General features: G+C 43.1%; 10 protein-coding genes. 6 read left to right on the forward strand and 4 right to left on the reverse strand.

Features of this window, described 5'->3' with window-relative positions:
- Positions 1-681 precede the first annotated feature (681 nt).
- Positions 682-1,575, reverse strand: coding sequence for an ROK family protein (locus tag P40081_RS26095; RefSeq protein ID WP_042139122.1), 894 nt, complete (start codon positions 1,573-1,575; stop codon positions 682-684).
- On the reverse strand, positions 1,556-3,106 hold the full coding sequence (locus P40081_RS26100) for a glycoside hydrolase family 32 protein (RefSeq protein ID WP_231575198.1): 1,551 nt from the start codon (positions 3,104-3,106) through the stop codon (positions 1,556-1,558). Before P40081_RS26100 ends, P40081_RS26095 begins: the two co-directional genes overlap by 20 nt.
- 633 nt (positions 3,107-3,739) lie before the next feature.
- On the opposite strand from P40081_RS26100, the gene P40081_RS26105 reads away from it, so the two are divergent.
- The 6 genes from P40081_RS26105 (at position 3,740) to P40081_RS39930 (ending at position 14,227) form a co-directional block, all read left to right on the forward strand.
- Positions 3,740-4,777: a LacI family DNA-binding transcriptional regulator gene (locus P40081_RS26105; protein ID WP_042139124.1), complete on the forward strand. Its 1,038-nt coding sequence runs from the start codon at positions 3,740-3,742 to the stop codon at positions 4,775-4,777.
- Positions 4,778-5,332: 555 nt separating this feature from the next.
- Entirely contained in the window at positions 5,333-6,124 is a 792-nt protein-coding gene (locus tag P40081_RS26110) for a ParA family protein (protein ID WP_042139126.1), read from the forward strand.
- Positions 6,114-7,154 (forward strand): ParB N-terminal domain-containing protein, encoded by a 1,041-nt coding sequence (locus P40081_RS26115; protein WP_042139127.1) that lies wholly within the window; start codon positions 6,114-6,116, stop codon positions 7,152-7,154. Before P40081_RS26110 ends, P40081_RS26115 begins: the two co-directional genes overlap by 11 nt.
- Positions 7,154-7,582 (forward strand): DUF6075 family protein, encoded by a 429-nt coding sequence (locus tag P40081_RS26120; protein WP_042139129.1) that lies wholly within the window; start codon positions 7,154-7,156, stop codon positions 7,580-7,582. The genes P40081_RS26115 and P40081_RS26120 overlap by 1 nt, the downstream gene beginning before the upstream one ends.
- Before the next feature lie 763 nt (positions 7,583-8,345).
- On the forward strand, positions 8,346-8,720 hold the full coding sequence (locus P40081_RS39120) for a TnpV protein (RefSeq protein ID WP_052422009.1): 375 nt from the start codon (positions 8,346-8,348) through the stop codon (positions 8,718-8,720).
- A gap of 3,032 nt (positions 8,721-11,752) precedes the next feature.
- On the forward strand, positions 11,753-14,227 hold the full coding sequence (locus P40081_RS39930) for a helicase-related protein (protein WP_331281732.1): 2,475 nt from the start codon (positions 11,753-11,755) through the stop codon (positions 14,225-14,227).
- A 349-nt stretch (positions 14,228-14,576) separates the two neighbouring features.
- Here P40081_RS39930 and P40081_RS26130 read toward each other — a convergent pair whose 3' ends face one another.
- Positions 14,577-15,536: a restriction endonuclease gene (locus tag P40081_RS26130; protein WP_042139133.1), complete on the reverse strand. Its 960-nt coding sequence runs from the start codon at positions 15,534-15,536 to the stop codon at positions 14,577-14,579.
- Between the two features lie 88 nt (positions 15,537-15,624).
- The gene (locus P40081_RS26135; RefSeq protein ID WP_042139134.1) at positions 15,625-19,209 is read right to left on the reverse strand and encodes a DEAD/DEAH box helicase; all 3,585 of its coding nucleotides are present in this window, start codon (positions 19,207-19,209) and stop codon (positions 15,625-15,627) included.
- Position 19,210 lies beyond the last annotated feature (1 nt).

Below are 19,210 nucleotides of genomic sequence, written 5' to 3' on the forward strand. Positions count from 1 at the left end.
CGAAGTCCCCGGTTTCATTAATTGCGGACCCAATTAGGGTTACAATATCGAAGGCCTCCCTTAAGCCAATATCCAAGGTAGTCGTCCCAACCTCCAGTTCCAATCCCAATATTACATACCTGAATTTCATCAAAAACATCAAATTTCTTTTTTACATAATCCCTTGATGCCAATAGGGTGTGAATGCATGTTGGAGAGGAGTTCTATTCTCTGGAATTTGGACCATTTAGTTCCAAATAATACCGATGTAATTTATCATCATCCATTTTCATTGATAAATGCTCCCATCCTTTAATTATATTTGGTTTCTTCATTTCCGTCCGCATTCAGAGCAGCCGTTCATTGACCTCATCGATCTTCTTTTCATTGTATTTGAATTCTATATCGTTTATTGGATATTCTGTCGTATAGCTTTAATCCGCTTTCAATAAGCTCTAGTCTGTCATGTTATAAATGCTTCCTTTCATTAAAAGATGCATTACCGTTGACAGAAGTTATGTATTGTCCATCAATCTGATTCTTAACTCCGTAACAAAGAATTTTTAATCGAAACAACGTGCGCACTACTATCTATGCACACGTTGTGTGAAATGACCTTTGATAATGGATTTCTAATTATTGCTTGGTTTGATCGAATGTACTGACTTTGGGATTGAGCCTTTAAATACTCTAAACTCCCGCTTATTTTTGTACCGTTGTGTGTGATCCTAACGCTCTTATCCCAAGTGCTAATGCCCCACACAAGCCGGCATTATCGCCGAGCATAGGGGCGACAATATAATGTTCGATATCCGATACAATAGGCTTGGCACTCACGTATCCATTGAGAATGCTGCCCACCTGCGCTCGGATCATCGGGAATAACTGGACTTGCTTCATCACGCCCCCGCCGAGAATGACTTTCTTAGGGGATAACGTCAGGATGACATTCGATATGGCCTGCGCAATGTAGAACGCCTCCATCTCCCATGCCGGGTGGTCTTCCGGCAGTGTATCGCCCTTAGCCTTCCACCTTGCTTCCAGCGCCGGGCCTGCCGCCATTCCTTCCAGACAATCGCCATGATAGGGACAATTGCCACCAAAATCATCGTTCGGATGCCGCCTTGTGAGGATATGTCCACCCTCTGGATGAACAAGTCCATGTACCAGGTTACCTTCGGTATAAACGCCGACTCCTACGCCAGTCCCGATCGTATAGTAGACACAACTGTTCAATCCTTGTGCTGCACCCCATGTGGCTTCGCCCAACGCGGCAGCATTGACGTCCGTATCCCAACCGACCGGAACATCGAAGACCGATTTTAGCGTACCCACGAAATTATATCCGGACCAGCCAGGTTTTGGCGTTGTCGTCACATAACCGTAAGTCGGACTGGAGTGTTCGAGGTCGATCGGACCAAACGATCCGATCCCTATGCTATCGACTCTCTTATCCCGGAAGTAGGCGATGACATTCTCCATCGTCTCTTCGGGTCGCCGCGTTGGAAAATGAACCCGATCCTCAATCTCCCCTAATTCATTCCCGACACCACATACAAACTTTGTTCCGCCTGCTTCAATTGCCCCGATACGCATGTGCTTCCTCCTTGATCTCATCTCTCCATATGCTTCCCAGCTCATTGATTTGAAGCGACACCAGCTTTGCGTTTCCGCCTACCGTGTAAAGCTCAAGTCCGTTGCTTGCGGAAGCGGGGAAAATCATGTCCGAGATGACCGCTGTACCCTCACCACCGAACACTTCAATCGACGACCAATCCATGAAGATTGACATGCGTACACGGTTATCAACAGGCAGCAGCGGTGCCTGGTGCTTAGCTGCGAAGTCCGGATGGAAATTCGTAGTGCCTGATTTCGTGCGATCGACAAACAACTCCATGTTTAGGGTATCGTACCCGACCACCGTTTCTTCATCTGCAGACTTTCTAACCTTCATTCCGAACTCCGTTGCGGTTCCAATTTCGAATTCCGCGATCAATTCCGCTTTATCAATAGTGATGTCAGCCAGCGGATTCGTATCCGGAACCAAGGTTACATTCTCCAGAGCCATAAGCGGTGAACCTATCCTTCTCAATTCTTCTACCGGTTCTTGCACCAGACGAAGGCCTTCCCGATAGGTTCTCAACTTCAACTCTCGTGGAATGGATGCATTTCCCCGCCACTTGTCAGTCGGAAGCGTCCCGGCATACCGCCAGTTGTTCATCCAACCGATCCAGAGTTTACGTCCGTCTCCTTCCGGTATATCGCTCCAGGTGACGGCTGCATAGAAATCAGACCCGAAATCAATCCATTTCACATCATGAATCGAAAGAATAGGCTCGTCCGGTGTAAATGTCTTACCATCGAAGCTACCGACGAAGTACATCATACCGGAGCCCCCTGCCGGTGGTTCAGGCTCATTCGGGTTCACTCCATTACAATCGCCCACACTTAGAATGAGCACCCACTTCTTCTGATTGGGATCACCATCGACATGAAGCGAGAATAGATCCGGACATTCATAAACGCCACGATGTGTTCCGATGACGTCAGCGCCAAATGCACTAGCAAATGTCCATTCCTTCAAATTTGGAGAAGTGTAGAATTCCACACGGTCTTGAACAGCCAGAGTCATAATCCAATTGGATGTATCCTCATGCCAGAATACCTTCGGATCGCGGAAATCAAGCGTCGTCTCCGGAAACAAGACCGGGTTCCCTTCATATTTCGTCCAAGTCCGTCCCTTGTCTCTGCTGTAGGCGATGCTTTGAACCTGCGGCTTACCTGGTTGCACCTTGTTGTCGTTATTCGTATAGATCGCCACAAGCCCTGACCCGTCCTCATCAAAAAAACCACTTGTGTTCTGTGTATCGACTATCGCGCTTCCAGAGAAAATTGCACCGTCCTCACCTGGCGGCAAGGATGGTTCAAGCTCCTCCCAATGGACCAGATCGGAGCTTACCGCATGCCCCCAATGCATTCTCCCGAAATCGGGTTGGCTTGCGAACGGAGTGTGCTGATAAAAGAGGTGGTACTCATTCTCGTAATACACCAGTCCGTTCGGATCATTCATCCAGTTTTTTTGTGGCGAATAATGATACTGCGGACGGAACTTCTCTGTATAATTCATGTTTCTCCCACTCCTCCAGAATAATAATAATAATAATAGTAGTCGGAGCATGGCCTGCTACAGCATGAACTCACGCTCCGACGGTATGCATTATAATGTAAGTTTCTCCATAAGTCCTGTACGATTCCGGGCTTCCGGTCTTTTATTTTGTGTGATTCCAGAAGTTTGTTGCAAGGTCTCCTTCCTTTAATACTCATTTGTAAAAAATAAATGTGATTTTGGATACTTATTGCACGAAAGTAAGTGCTTCCATTAAGTACTGCCAACGGCTTAATAAATTTAACTTACAACATCACGATTACTTCGTCAAGAATTTTTATGACTATAAAAGTAAACATATGCACACCAACAAAAACACAATTTCATTTTAATAACGATTATTCATTGATTTTTCAGCTTTCAACAACGAAATGATAGTTTTCTCTTACGAAAAATCCATAACAAAGTGAATGAACACCGTCCATTCCTCTTGTTCATTTGTTTACTTTTGCACAAAATAAAAACCTTATTAATCTTTCTTTTTACTTTTAATCCAATTGTTCATTTGTAACAATTAAGTTGACAATTACATTAATTTGTACTACGATTATTTTGGTCGAGAACGCATTACTTCTGCTAAAGGAGCCATTATCTTTGAACAAAGAAAAAGTAACCATTCAAGATATAGCCGATTCGCTTGGACTTTCTAGGAATACGGTATCCAAAGCATTAAATAATAATCCCTCTATACCGGATGAGACACGCAGCAAAGTGGTTAGGAAAGCTATCGATATGAATTACAAGCAGTTCGCCTTGTTCGAACAAGAAGTCACACCTGCAAAAAGAACCGGTAATATTGCCCTGCTTACAGCAAATATGCCGAACAATTCACATTTTGGCACATCACTGCTAAGCGGCCTCGAACAAAAAATCAGCTCCGAAGGCTTTAATTTGTCGATACATATCGTTCGAGAGAATGAACTCGATTCGTCGGCTCTTCCTGTCAATTTCGACAAAAGTAAAGTAGATGGCATTGTCTGTATCGAATTGTTCGACAAGAGCTACTCGGAGTTTATTACGTCATTCGGGATCCCGACCTTATTCATTGACGCTTCAGCAGAACTGACGTTTTCTGAGATGAAGGCAGATCTACTGCTGATGGAGAACATTCACAGTACTTTCAGTCTAACGAAGAAGCTCATTGATGAAGGAATTACGGAGATCGGGTTTATCGGCGATTCCCGCCATTGCATGAGCTTCAACGAGCGTTGGGACGGGTTCACCAAAGCCATGTATGCCGCCCGGATTGATCTTGATGAATCCTTCTGCATTCTCGAAGACGACCGGCATATCGATGACTATAAGTGGCTTAAGCAGCGACTAGCAAGCATGACTAATCTTCCACCCGCGTTCGTATGCGCCAATGACTTCATCGCTATTAATGTCATTCGTATCTTAAAGGACCTAAATATTCAAATTCCTGGTGAGGTTAGGGTCTGCGGATTCGATAATTCCCCGGAGTCACGAATCGTCGAACCCCACTTGACCACCGTTCATATCCACCGATCCGAAATGGGCTTCCTTGCCGCCGAGATGCTCCTTTCCAAAATCGAAAATCCCGGCAGACCTCCACTGGTTACGCATGTTAAGACGATGCCGGTTTTCCGTCAATCGACGGGTCATGTGGAGTAGGCAGTTGAGGAGTATTGAACGTGTCGGAAGCTTAAACCAAGGAACCCTTTCAGCAAACGCTATGCTGAAAGGGTTCCTTGGTTTTTGCTGTAAATAACCATTTTTAATAAGGAAAGCAGGTCATTTCAAGACATATTCTTTGCTAATTACGGCGAGGAACCTGTTGTTCCACGATCTTTGGTTTGTAAAACAAACAAGGGTTCCAGCTCTAATGAGCTGAAACCCTTGTTGTTGTAGTGCCGAGGACGGGGGTCGAACCCGTACGGTACTCACGTACCGCAGGATTTTAAGTCCCAGAAGTCATTTGGACTTTATCCCCCTGCAGTGGAATATAAGGGAACCTACAATCCGCAAAAAACCTTGTAGAATCAAGGAATTTTACGGTTTTTCGTGTTTTCCTTAGAGCCACAAGGGCTTCCGGCAACAAGCAACAGAAAGAGCAAATTTAGCCTTTGGAGAGAACTGCGAGAGAACTCGGAGAGAAAAATGAGAGAACCAGCCCGCTCCCTACCATTGACAATATGTTCGGAGCAAACCTCCGGGGAGGTTTTCGTAATGAGACAAACAACCGTTATCACCATTGCCAATCAAAAAGGTGGCACAGGCAAGACTACCACCGCCTACAATCTGGCGTGCGCCTTGTCCCATGAAGATAAGAAAGTGCTGCTGGTTGATTTCGACCCACAAGGCAATCTGAGCATGTGCTTTGGAATCGAGAATCCAGATCAGCTTAAGTTTTCAATGTTCAATATTATGAACGCCCTCATGAGCGACGAACCACTGCCGGCTCCTGAAGAATACATTCATAATCATGGCAATATAGACCTTATCCCAAGCAACATTGAACTATCCGTTGCTGAGATTAATTTAAGAGATGAAATGGGTGGTGAAAAGACTCTCACCACATTGCTGGAATCCATGAAGCAAAGATATGACTATATCATTATAGACACAAATCCCTCTCTCGGTCTACTAACGATAAATGCCCTTGCTGCCAGTGACAGTGTGTTAATTCCGGTAAACCCTCAACTGTGGTCAGCAACAGGCCTAACTCAGCTTCTGAAAATTATCATTAAGGTGAAGAAACGAATTAATCCGCGGATTAACATTGCGGGAATTTTAATGACTATGTGTGATACCAGAACCAATTTATATAAAGAAGCCTTTCGGTTAGTAAAAGCTTATTACCAGAAAACCGTCCGCATCTTTGATGTTCAGATCCCTCTTTCCGTAAAAGTCGGAGAGGCGAATTTCTACAGTCAAAGTATTATTGAATTCAATCCTAAGTCGAAGGTAGCCACAGCTTATTGCAGTTTAGCAAAGGAGCTGATGCAAGTTGAGCAATAAGCGACCTACGCCTAAACTTTCAAGCATTGATGAGCTTTTACTTTTGTCTCAAGGACCCAACCTTACAACATCATCCCCTGAAAATTCAGGAGTCACTTCTCTTCTACTCTCCAGCCTTATTCCCTTTCATAAACATCCATTTAAGCTCTATGAGGGCAAAAAACTGGATGACCTAATCGAAAGCGTCTTGGAGAACGGTGTCCTAATTCCGGTTATAGTCCGTCCATTGGAACAAGATTCCTTTGAAATCCTCTCTGGGCATAATCGCGTCAATGCCGCTAAAGCCGCAGGGTTACTTCATATCCCTTCCATTGTTAAAGAACATTTGACGGAAGCGGAAGCAGTAATTATCGTGGTGGACACCAATTTCCACCAACGTTCCATTCAGGACATGTTGCCCAGTGAACTTGCTCGTGCCCTTCAGATGCAGCTTGAAGCTTGTAAAGAGGCTAAGCAGAAGCAGAGTAAAATGAGCGAAATTGAAAAAGCTCAATTCACCAGTAATGACAAAGAAAATGGTGAAGGTGTCCCAGTGGGGCACCCAGGAAAAAGTGTGGATGAAGTTTCCGAAAAAAACGATATGAGCCCAACCAATATTAAACGATATCTGCGCTTGAACCACCTTCTACCAGAACTCATGGAAAGAGTAGATCAAGGTGAAATCAAGCTTCGCCCGGCCGTCGATCTCTCTTATCTGAAGCGGGAAGAACAACAAACCGTGGAATCGTTAATACATGGACAGGGTTACAAAGTAGATATGAAAAAATCCGAGCTGCTTCGAGCGAAATCAGAAAACCGTAATTTAACTGAGCAAGCCGCATCAGCGATCCTTTCCGGTGAGTCTAGCCGGAAGCCAAAAAATAAGGTTCCTGCTCCATTCAAGCTAAAGCATAAAGTATATGCCAAATATTTCTCTCCTGAGAGTAAAGCCACAGAAGTTGAGGAAATCATCGATAAAGCTTTAACCCTATATTTTTCGCTCCAGTCAGAGCCTGAACAACATCCCTTAATTGAAGAGGAGGAAATTTAGTGATATTCAAAGATCTGGCTCATGAACAGTTTTATGAAGGCAATGTAATTCGTGCTGAGCGTCAACACGATCCTTACCGATCCGCTCTGTTTTATCTGTTAGGCCTTACAGAAGATACTCGCCGTCACATTAATGATCTTTATGATTTCAGAGAAGACAGCATTAGGCTAGAGGGCTTAAACAACGGCTGGCAGACAGGAACAACGGTCCGTCTTTCCCGTCTCGCATTTAACCTCTATTCGGGTTATACGGGAGAACATGAAGAAGAGACCCACTCTTTCAGTCCTTATTATCTGTTCGATAATGGACTCATGCCATATTTCTTTGAAGGGATCAAGCTTCGCTACCCAGCCTATGCCGTGGATATCAAACGAGATTGGCTTCCTTTTGTACCAGACAAAGATATCTATGATGAGCTGGAACAATAAAAGTAACACGATCCACAGGAAGGGAGGATAACCATCGTGGCTAGTGTTGATATTCTCCATGCAATCTATAAATCTGCTGTATCACAAATTTCACACTCACCGAAAAATTGGATGGATTATTTGGAATTCGCTGCCGGAATCTATAAATACTCCTTTGATAATAGTCTGCTGATCTATGCTCAGAACCCAACTGCCACCATGCTGGCTCCTCTCCCCCTTTGGAATCAGTTAGGTCGTTATGTGAATAAGGGTGAAAAGAGCATTGCCGTTTGTGATTTTCACCTGGGGAGTCCTGTGCTGAATCACCTGTTTGATATCACTCAAACTACAGGGAAATCGGCTCCTGCACTCTGGAACCTGGAACAAATTGACCAAGTTGAATTAGCGGGACGCTTGACTTCCTATGACACCCTGGACCTTTCCAATGCCATCTCCGATCTGACCAAAGCATCTATTGGTTCTGCTTGGGATGAGCTGCTGCAAGACTTCGAGCACGATGTCGAGAATCACTTTCTCGGTACACTCCCCCTGCATGGCTTAGAACAACATATGGCTGATCTAATTATGGACAGCGTTCGCTATCTTATCCACCGCCGCTGCGGGCTGTCAGAACCTAATGGTATTGAATTCGCTACCATTATGCATTTGGATACTCTTCCTCTTGTCGCTCGTTTGGGCTATCAGGTGAATACCATCGCCTGCAGCTTGCTTAACGATATTGCCCGCTATATTAAAATCATGGAAAACGAAAGGAGTACCTTTTATGAACAAGAAGGAACATCCGAGCCTAACCTATCACGAGATCGACGGTCTGCTGTATCCGGACCTGCAAATCTCGGGCAATCCGGAAGCGGAACAGCAACCGCTGGGCAAGTACGGGCGGATGGCGCTGAACCATCTGCGCAACCATCACCCACAGCGCTTCCTAATTCTTCAAATGCAAGGCGATCTGATGGAGAAAATACACCAAGTCGAACAGGAAGCGCTGGAACGGTTGGAGCAGTTGAGCGAGCAACTGCTTCGGCTCCAGCCGATGCCGGAGACCGAGGATACCCTACTGCGGACGCGCCATCTGAATCAGATCAAATCGACAGCAGAAGAACTGGTGCTGAACGAAATCGTGCTGAGACCGAGATAACCGCACCTTCACCTCCCGCTATCCATAAGCAACCCCCTTCCCCGGAGCCGCCTGCAAGCGGTTCTTTTTTTATGCCTGAAATTGACGACGGTGCAGAAAAACATACTGCCGAGGAAATGCTCGAGTACTTGTTGCGTAGTGATCAGGGAAAATCAGTGATTAAACCACGGATTTACCAATTCGTGACTGAGCAGCATCCCGTTAAACCCGCCGCTCTTGTCCCACTGCTCAAAGTAGTCTATGGAATTGGAGGCGCATGGGGCAGCTTTGCCAATGACCTGAAGGGATATATGACGAATAGCAAAGGAATGGAATTGGAATGGAAGGAAGCCGATGGAACCCATCGAGAAGGGCTTACCTGGAATAGGGTAGCAGCTATGATACTACAGCTAATTCAGGAAGGGCGATATGATGCACAATTCGCCCCCTTCCCGCTGGAAGAACCGGAGTGGACTTTATTCGACTTTGCCGAACAACAATCCCATGAAGAAAAACAGGAATTAGACATCCACTCTATGGAGTCTGTTGAAATCTTACCTAAACTGCCTGAAGAAGATACAGCTACTTTTCCAACACCTCCTAGCGTGGCTAAGAAAGACGCTTTTGAGGAAGGTACGTTCAACTCAGAGCCGTCTTCTATCGCCGATCCTATCCATGCCGTCAACTATCGCTTTAATCCTGAAGCCTCTCCCTATGTGTCCGGCCCCAAAAGCAAGTATAAGCGAAATGTAGAAGCAATCCGCCTGCTTAAACATCTAGAAGCCGCCCAGCGTCAGGCTACAGCGGAAGAACAACAGATCCTGGCCGGTTATGTGGGTTGGGGCGGATTAGCGAATGCTTTCCACCCTACGGCATCTGGTTGGGAGGGTGAATATACCGAGTTGAAACAATTACTTGATAATGAAGAGTACGACGCAGCACGTAATTCTACAATTACTGCCTTTTACACCGAACAATCGGTTATTCAACCGATTTATACTACCTTACAGCGGTTTGGGCTAACAGATGGAATTGGACGCAAGCTGTTAGAGCCGTCCATGGGTACAGGCAATTTCTTCTCTGTACTGCCGCCGGAATGGAATCAAGCCGAGCTTCACGGGGTGGAATTGGATCAACTGACCGGCAGAATTTCTCGACAGTTGTACCCTCAAGCCACAGTTCACCTTCAGGGCTTTGAAACAGTAGATTGGAGAAATACTCATTTTGATGCGGTGTTTTCTAATATTCCGTTCAACAATATTCGCATCTTTGACCAGCACTATCAAAGCAATCATTTAATACACGATTACTTTTTCATTAAAGCTCTAGACCTGTTGAAACCCGGTGGTATTCTCGCCTTCATCGTCAGCAAGGGAACGATGGACAAACAGGATTCTTCGGTTCGAGAAATTCTGGCCCAAAAAGCGGACCTTATAGGTGCTGCTCGCCTGCCTAATACGACCTTTCAAGTTCTGGCTGGAGCTACCGTGACCACGGATATTGTCTTTTTGCAAAAACGGGAGCAGCCGCTTTCACTGAATAAAGAAGACATGCCAGAATGGGTGTTCATCGGGACAACGTCAGACGGAATTCCTATAAATCGCTATTACCTCAGTAACCCCGACCATTTGTTGGGTCGGATGATTTGGGATCGTGGAATGCACGGGGTCGAGCAAACCGCTTGCGTGCCGGATGAAAACCAACAATTATACGACGTACTGGAGCAGGCGCTGGAAAGATTGCAGGCTGTCATCCCTTCTCTTCCACCTTCAGAGAGTGAGTCAAAACCATCGGTGCTGATAGACACGGATGAACCGAAGCGCTTAGAAGCACCAGCGGGCACCAAAAACTTCACCTATATCATCGAACAAGGACAGATCTATTATTGCGAATTGGGTGAGTTGTTACCCCAAAACATTAAAGGAAAAAAGGCAGAACGCATTAAAGGATTATGCGAAATCCGAACTGCGCTGCTGGAAGTAATTTCACTTCAGTCCCGTGAATATGGTTATGAAGAAACTGAACTGATAGCAGCTCAGCATACATTAAACAGTGCATATGACCGCTTTGTCCATTCCTGCGGTTATATTAATGATCGAGCCAATACAGCCGCTTTTGCCGACGACGATCAACTGCCGCTACTCCGTTCCATCGAAGACCTGAATACAGAGAAAACATGGAGTAAAGCAGCTATTTTTTTTCGCCCTACCATCCGTCCCAACAATCTCCCCGATCACGCAGAGTCTGCGATCGAAGCATTGCAAATCTGTCTGAATCAGCGGCTGCGCATTGACTTGCCCTACATGGCTCATTTGTGCCGTACAACGACAGCCGAAATCCGTGAGGAATTGGGCGAGCGTATCTTTTTAAATCCACAGAACTATACAGGTGATGAAGAAGAAGGTTGGGAGCTGGATGAGGATTACCTATCCAGTAACGTTAAGGACAAATTAGCCTACGCCATCCTAAAAGCGAAAGAGTTCCCAGATCTGTTTCAGCGCAACGTATCTGCACTAACCGCTGTTCAGCCCGCCCCTCTGCTTCCCGGCGAAATTGATTTTCGCATTGGCAGTCCATGGATTCCGGTACGGTATTACCGGGAATTTATGTATGAAACCTTCGGCACCGCTAAGGTGCTGCAGACCACGCAAACTGTCGACCTAGATTATCTAGAATTCACTAACCTATGGCGTGTATCAGGCAAATCACTGGAGCGTGATTCCATAAAAGTGAACCAAACCTATGGAACACGTCGTGCCAGCGCTTATGAGATTTACGAATCCAGCCTGAACCTGCAAAGTATCACCATCCGCGATCCTTTTAGCTTTGTGGACTCTAGTGGCAACGAACAAATCAAGTATGTCGTGAATGCTAAGGAAACGATGATTGCCCGTGCTAAGCAGCAGCAGATGAAGGAAGCCTTTGCTTCCTGGTTATTCCGCGATAAGGACCGCACTGACAATCTGCTAGCGATTTATAACGATAAGTTCAACAATATTCGTCCTCGCCATTACAACGGTGATCATCTCATATTCGCAGGGATGAATGAGGAAATGCATCTCCGAAAGCATCAAAAAGATGTGGTGGCCCGAATTCTCTACTCCGGTACGGCGCTTATGGCCCATGAAGTCGGCGCAGGCAAAACTGCAGCAATGATTACTGCCGGCATGCTGTTAAAGCGCATCGGAGCAATTCAAAAACCAATGTACTGTGTACCTAATCACCTCACGGAGCAATGGGCAAATGAGTTTTTGCGTTTCTTCCCTGCGGCAAACATTCTCGTGACTACGAAAAAGGATTTTGCCATGCCTAATCGTCAACGCTTTGTCTCACGCATTGCCATGGGAAACTACGATGCAGTTATTATCGGACATAGCCAGTTTGAGAAGATCCCTATTTCCAGTGAACGCCAGGAGCAGCTCCTGCAAGATGAAATTCGCAATGTGACTCAAGCCATTGACCAGGTGAAAAAGGAAAAGGGAGACAACTGGAGCATCAAGCAGATGGTAGTGTTTGAGAACAATTTAAAATCCCGTTTGGAGCGTCTAGCGAATGAAGGCAAAAAAGATGATCTGCTCACCTTTGAACAATTAGGTGTAGATATGCTATTTGTGGATGAGGCTCATGCCTACAAAAACTGTTTTACATTCACGAAAATGAGAAATGTCGCCGGAATCGGCAAAACCAGTAGCCAGCGGGCCACCGATATGCTGCTCAAATGCCAGTATCTGCAGGAAATGAACAGTGGACGTGGCGTAGTCTTTGCAACAGGTACACCGATCAGCAACAGCATGTCGGAAATGTACGTGATGCAGCGTTTTCTTCAGCCTCATTTGCTGCAAAAACTGGGACTTAACTTTTTTGACAATTGGGCGGCGACCTTTGGTGAAGTGGTTTCCTCACTGGAAATCACACCAGAAGGCAGCGGCTACCGTATGAAATCCCGATTTGCCAAATTTCACAACCTGCCGGAACTAATGAATCTATTTCGCCTAGTGGCAGATATTCAAACCGCTGATATGCTGCAATTGCCTACGCCAAAACTCGAAGGTGATAAAGCCACCGTTATTATCAGTGAGTGTTCTCCGTTTCAGCAACAGCTAATGGACGAGTTTGTGGTGCGTGCAGAGCAGATCCGCAACAATGATGTGGACGCTTCCGAGGATAACATGCTCAAGCTGACACATGAAGCCAAACTGATGTCCATTGATCCCAGGCTAGTTCATGAAGACGCTCCCGTTGATCCCGACTCTAAATTAAATCGCTGCATCCATAACCTCTACGAAATTTGGCAGCAAACAGAGGCTGAAAAACTAACCCAGGTCGTCTTCTGCGATAGCGGCACACCCAAGCCGGGAATCTTTAACGTGTACAATGAGGTAAAAAGTCAATTGATCCTTCGCGGCATACCGGAGGACGAAATCGCCTTTATCCATGATGCCAAGGCGGGTGCTCAGCGAGAGGAATTGTTCGAACGAGTGCGCCGCGGCGAAGTCCGAGTTCTGCTCGGTTCCACCTCCAAACTTGGGACCGGAACCAATATTCAGGATCGTCTCATTGCCGCGCATCATACCGATTGTCCCTGGCGACCCTCTGACATTATTCAGCGTGACGGCCGCATCCTGCGACAGGGCAATCGCAATCCAGTAGTGCAGATTTTCCGTTATGTTACAAAGGGAACCTTCGACTCGTACTTGTGGCAAATTCAGGAGCAGAAGTTACGCTATATCTCCCAAGTAATGACCGGCAAAAGCATCTCCCGCTCCTTTGAAGATACGGATGAAACGGTCCTGTCTGCTGCGGAAGTCAAGGCCGTGGCTACCGGTAATCCTATGCTTGCCGAAAAGATGCAGGTGGATAATGATGTCGCCCGTCTCAAGCTTCTGAAGGCCAATTGGCAAAATGAACAGGTGATGTTGGAGCAGCGTATCCATAAGCAGTATCCTCTAATGCTCGAGGTATGTAAGGAGAAAATGGAGAAGCTTCAGGCCGATATTCAATTAGCTGAGCAAAATCGCCAACTGGATTTCTTGATTCAACTAGATGGAATCAACTATGAAGAAAGAACGCAAGCCGGGGAAGTACTTTTTCTGTTAGCCAAACTAACCGAGAGGGATCAACCATCTAAAGTTATTGGCCAGTATCGTGGTTTTCCGCTCTCCTTGTTCCGTTCAATTTATGATAATGTCCATATACGAGCCCAAGGAACAGAAACACACTCCGCAGAACTTGGAGGTTCAGCACTGGGAAATATCTCTCGCCTCGAAAACCTGATCGAGAAGTTGCCTTCATTGCTTCAAGCTACAATACAGAATCAGGAAGAGACGCTGGAGCAGCTTGCTGCATCAGAAAAAGAATTAGGTAGGCCATTTGAGGATGAGCAGAAGCTGCAACAACTGGTCACGCGGCAGTCCGAGATCAATTCGGCGCTGGAGTTTAAAGAACTCCAAGGACAGGAGATCGTTATGGAGGAACAAGCGGTGGTAATAGAGCAGGGACAGGAGAAAGACTTGGAGCCTGAAATATAGATCATCTGATAAAAGGCCCCACTTATCAGGCAATTCAAACAAAGATTACTTTATGGAAGATCCTCTTTAAATAAGAGACGATAATAAAGTTTTGAGCCTGCTTATTTTTCGCTTATGGCCTGTATACTTCGGAATTTTATAATCAGTCTGAATCACCTGTTATGTAACTTAAATGATTAAAGGAATGAAGCAAAAACGGCTGAAACGCCGGTTGTACAACTGCAGCATGCAATCAGTAGAATCAAAGAGAAGAATATTGTTGATCATTCGATACGACAAAAACGAGGATGGAGTATTCCGTTACAGGAGTCGCTGAAGTTACAACAACTCCCCACAGGAAAATCTGAGATCAATATTCTCTTTTATAGTACGGATTTCTATCTATAATTGCTGCTTGAATTTTATCCTTAAGAAATCTTTTCAAATCGCCATCATTATCAAGCATGGTTATAAATTCATAGAGATCTCCTAAAACTATAACAACTTTATCTAATGACTGCTTACACATGGTCAGAGCACCTTCCGTGAACCCACTTACTGAAAAAAATATACCTCGTGCTTGCCCTCGTGTAAATACTCTCACTAAATGTTTAGCAACTTCATCGGGGCCAACAGCCTGGTTCCACCATTTCATTTCAACAAGATAATAGTCACCGTCTAGTTCGATCACACCATCTATTTGCTCTATTATCCCTTCGTTACTATCCCCAGTTAAGGTAAAGGCCTCTTTAATCAGAATACCAAATGAACTAAACAACCTATTTAAAACATCCTCAAATAATTTCCCGCGTTTATGTGGATCTTTCATAACAAACAGTGTACTTATTTCATTCTTAAATAATTCTTTAGCTTGAGCGAGTTTTTGAGCTTCAGCAGCTTTTTTAAGATATTCTTTTCTTATCTCCAGCTCAGCCTCTTCTTTTGCATTTTTCATTCTGGTGAATGAATCTTTTACATTAATTAATTGCCTAACTTCATAAACTAGTCCTTTTGCTTTTAATCTATCTGTATCCCAACAACTTTCATAACTCTCAAACTCTACTACTCTTTTTACCACCTCTCTCCTCTCTCTTAACGTATTTTCACCTGACTCATTGAGTCGTGCGAGTATTGTACGAACCATATCATATTTATTTATTGAAGCTCTATTTGTAAGAATAGTATTTTCAATATCCAATAATAATGAGTTCTTTACTCCAGCTCCTTTAAAAAATAAAAGCACATCATTCTTTGAACGATTTAATAAAGGGATTGTATCAACTAATAAATTAAATAATTCGGGAGGGTAATGAAACGTTAATTTATCCATCAATTTATCATCCTTATTTAATTATTCTTATTTACATGCCTATAATAATTCTTGATTATTGTTAATGAAAATTTTAGTGTTTTATTTTTTATAAAAATGTGGAGGTGTCAATCATCTTTGTATCAACATCTAATATAAAATCATATCTGGATTCCATATTATTACCCCATTGCAATGATATATCACTCGTAGCCAATTCATATCCCGCTGGATCAATCCAAGATATATTGTTCTCTAATATAATCGGGAGAACTCTCCATTTTCTATTATTCGCATTGCTAAAATCTCGAGTAAGGTTCGCATTAATTGGTTTTATAGAAAAATCCAGGATATTAATATCTTTTCTAGAATATATGTCTACCCACTCTTTAATCTTTAAAGGGTTTAATATCTCTTCCTCGGAAAGATCACTACTTGAATAATACTCTTCTGCTTTTGCTTCTGCTGTTTTACGAGTAAATTCTATACCGTGGGCAAGTAACAATGCAGCTACAGGATCTAGAGTTCCCCAAGTAATTAGCTCCTTTAGCCAAAACACAACCCATGGAAGGCCCGTATTGGGCCAATCTTCAATTTTGGTTTCTACCAAGACCCCGTTATTAAGATCATCTAAAATCAACGCCATAATTGTACCTAGTCCCCAACTGAATTTATACTCAAAGTTTCCTTTAACGAATTTGATCCATTCGGACACTTCATTTTTTACTGGCTTTTTCGATACTTTAATTGGGTGCAACCACCATGTTAACACTTCGTCCCATTTACCAGCATTCTTGCCCCTTTTCACGCTTTCCTTTACTTTGAATTTCCCTAAATCTCCTACTACTTTTACAGCTTCAACAATATAATTTATTTTTTCATCTGAAGTCCAGCTGGCATAATTAAATCCTATAGCCAAATGAGCTTTTACCAAATGATACTCACTGATAATTTTTTTACCAAAACGCGGCGCTACGCTTGTCCGATAAAGACGTCTTCTTATTTCAGGATCTGGATATACATTTTCACGTATTGATATGCCTCGCTTTAAAAAGACTTTTTCCCATGTTTCTTTATTCTGCATCACTTGCCAAGCATAAGTTTTTTTCCATACATCGCGAAGATATTCTTCTAGTTCTATTAGATTCAGACTTTGGTTGGTTACTTCTTCCTGTTCGACAATTACAGAGAGTAAATAACCATCCAATGAATCCAATGCCTCTTCAGCATAATGAGGTTCTAAATCCTCTTCATTTACACTATTACAAGGAATTGTTTTTTCAAGCCAATTCAACAATTCCTTTAAAGAATTTGATCCGGTAATTTTTCGCCATTCATCAGCAATATGCTGAATTAATGCACCTAAAGGGCTAAGTGTGCTCCTAACTTCCATAAGCTGTTCTTTTCTCATTGTATCGATAAGTAAATCATAGTTCTGACGAGCATTTAGACTACTGTATACTCTAGTTCCTGTTTCCAAAAACACTAGTGTTCTACCCTCTGTTCCAGATCCTGGTCTTCCTGCCCTACCTGCTAGATTTTTAAACTCTGATAATGGAATAACATCACCACCACGAGTTAAAGTTGGAACTATTACTGTCTCAAAAGGTAAATTCACTCCTTCTGATAACGTTGATGTAGCTAGAGCAATATGAACAATATGCTTCTGTAGAAGCTCTACCATTAGCCGAGCCATTACTCCTGGCATGTTTCCATGGTGAACAGCAATACCTTTTAATAATAACTGATATTCATTTGACTCAATACCAAAATAATCCTCGCAAGCCAGTAAGCATTTTTCAAACAATTTAATATGCTCTGTTTCAGAGGGGGGGATGAAGAATGGGGGTAGTTCTATTCCTTTTAATACTTTATTTAAGACAATCAAAAAATCTTCAGCATAACCACCGATATGTTGTGTAATTGATATTAATACTGAATGTTGATTTCCTTGTTCGTCTGGCTGTGCTAACTGCATTGCAGCCCAAAATAAATGTGGCCTTTGCCGCTTACTAACACCATTTTTCTCATTTGTAAAGCTTTTGGGTATCACTTTATATGGTATAGGAAAAGGATCAAAAGGTCTTTGAATAAATGGTACATTTTCCGAACCATTAGTATCATTAAACAGTAAATCACTTCCATCGAGGATATCAAAGCGCATTTCATACTCACCTGTCTGAATCCACTCAAGTCGTCCTATGAGCTGACGAGTGCTACGATAGCTAGAAATTACTGGTTCTGCATTTTCATTTCTAGATATCCATTTAGCAAGAAATTCATTTTCTTCGGCAACCGCAGATAAGGCTATAGTTCTTTTACCCTCAGTGTAACGTAATAATCGATTTGTTAACGTTTCAAGTCTCAGGTTCCTATTGTCGCCACTTCTTAGGTCCTCATGATTAATGCTATTGTATTGAACTGAATGAACTTCATCAATAACAATTAGTGAAACACGATTTAAAAAAAGTGGACCCAAAAATCTAATTAGTGCCTCTGCTTTTTCGTAAGTGCATATTAAAACAGTTGGATCATTTGAAGTAATCCAAGCATCTGTGGGACCCCAATCTATACCGCCATATAGTCCTGTTACTCTAACCGAAGAACTTCCTAAGTCTCCTAAAACTTTGCCAAGCTTTGATTCAACTTCCGTTGCAAGCGCTCTTGAAGGAACCAAATACATTGTAATAGGAGCAACGTTTAACAAATTTAAAGAACCTTCCTTTATTTTAAGAAACATACTTTGAATTATGGCCAGCTCAGCAATTGTTGTTTTTCCAGAACCGGTAGGTGTACAGAGTGTAAAGGATTCATCTTTTATTAGTCTTTCAATACCCTTAATTTGTGAATACCAAGCTAAAGATTTCTGAATTCGATAGTTGTTTCTTAAATATCTTTCAAATGCTTTCTTACCGTCAGCAGATACACCATCCAAAAGATACTGTACATTTGATCGTAATGAATTAGTAACAAATTCCTTTACAACTTCAGAGACAATTTTAGAAAGCAACCACGAGTAACTATCATTACCATAAATCATAAGTTTTGATAAGTCATGCAGCTTTTTCTGTGCAATTGACAAACGTTTTGCATCACCCCAACGCATGTATGTACAGAATATCCCAAGAGCTCGTACCACTTCATCTACAATCCGATTATTTATAATGCTATCTATTGAATCAGGTTCCACATCATTTTGCTTGTTTTTGAGGCTTCTCTCTTTTGTCCAATAACTTATATTCAAACTTAAAAGATGAGGAAAATCCCCTTTCAGTAGCATGGTCAACATTTGAGAATCATTCGAATCTAATATTTCATTATTTAATAAACCCAAAGAAAGTGCTGGATACCCAGCTAACTGGTATACAGCAGCTGCCAGTAAACGTAGCGGAAGTTGATTGTCATTTAAATCTGGAAGTGACAACCACTCCAAAAGTTCACCAGCGCGTCTTAATGCATTACGCCAGTTTGCTAGTCCATGCTCTTTCTCAAAGAGTCCAATATCAATTAATGTAACCGCTTCTTCTAATCTTTCAGAAAACTCGTCAGTCCTCCAACCAAGAAGTCCAGGCTGTTTCATTTTAATACGAGTATAATGACTGTATAATTTTGCTATTGAAGGGGACAACGTATCGCCCGCTAATTCTAAATAAATGTTTTCAAACTCTTCTGATGTAAAATCATTTTCATTCACT

Origin of the sequence: Paenibacillus sp. FSL P4-0081 (assembly GCF_000758565.1) — a bacterium.
GTDB classification, from domain to species: Bacteria; Bacillota; Bacilli; order Paenibacillales; family Paenibacillaceae; genus Paenibacillus_AQ; species Paenibacillus_AQ phytohabitans.

Excerpts from the sequence above, each read along its gene's own strand:
- P40081_RS26110 (WP_042139126.1), top strand. The coding sequence starts at position 5,333 with ATGAGACAAACAACCGTTATCACCATTGCCAATCAAAAAGGTGGCACA.
- P40081_RS39930 (WP_331281732.1), top strand. The coding sequence starts at position 11,753 with ATGCATCTCCGAAAGCATCAAAAAGATGTGGTGGCCCGAATTCTCTAC.
- P40081_RS39120 (WP_052422009.1), top strand. The coding sequence starts at position 8,346 with ATGAACAAGAAGGAACATCCGAGCCTAACCTATCACGAGATCGACGGT.
- P40081_RS26095 (WP_042139122.1), bottom strand. The coding sequence starts at position 1,575 with ATGCGTATCGGGGCAATTGAAGCAGGCGGAACAAAGTTTGTATGTGGT.
- P40081_RS26100 (WP_231575198.1), bottom strand. The coding sequence starts at position 3,106 with ATGAATTATACAGAGAAGTTCCGTCCGCAGTATCATTATTCGCCACAA.
- P40081_RS26130 (WP_042139133.1), bottom strand. The coding sequence starts at position 15,536 with ATGGATAAATTAACGTTTCATTACCCTCCCGAATTATTTAATTTATTA.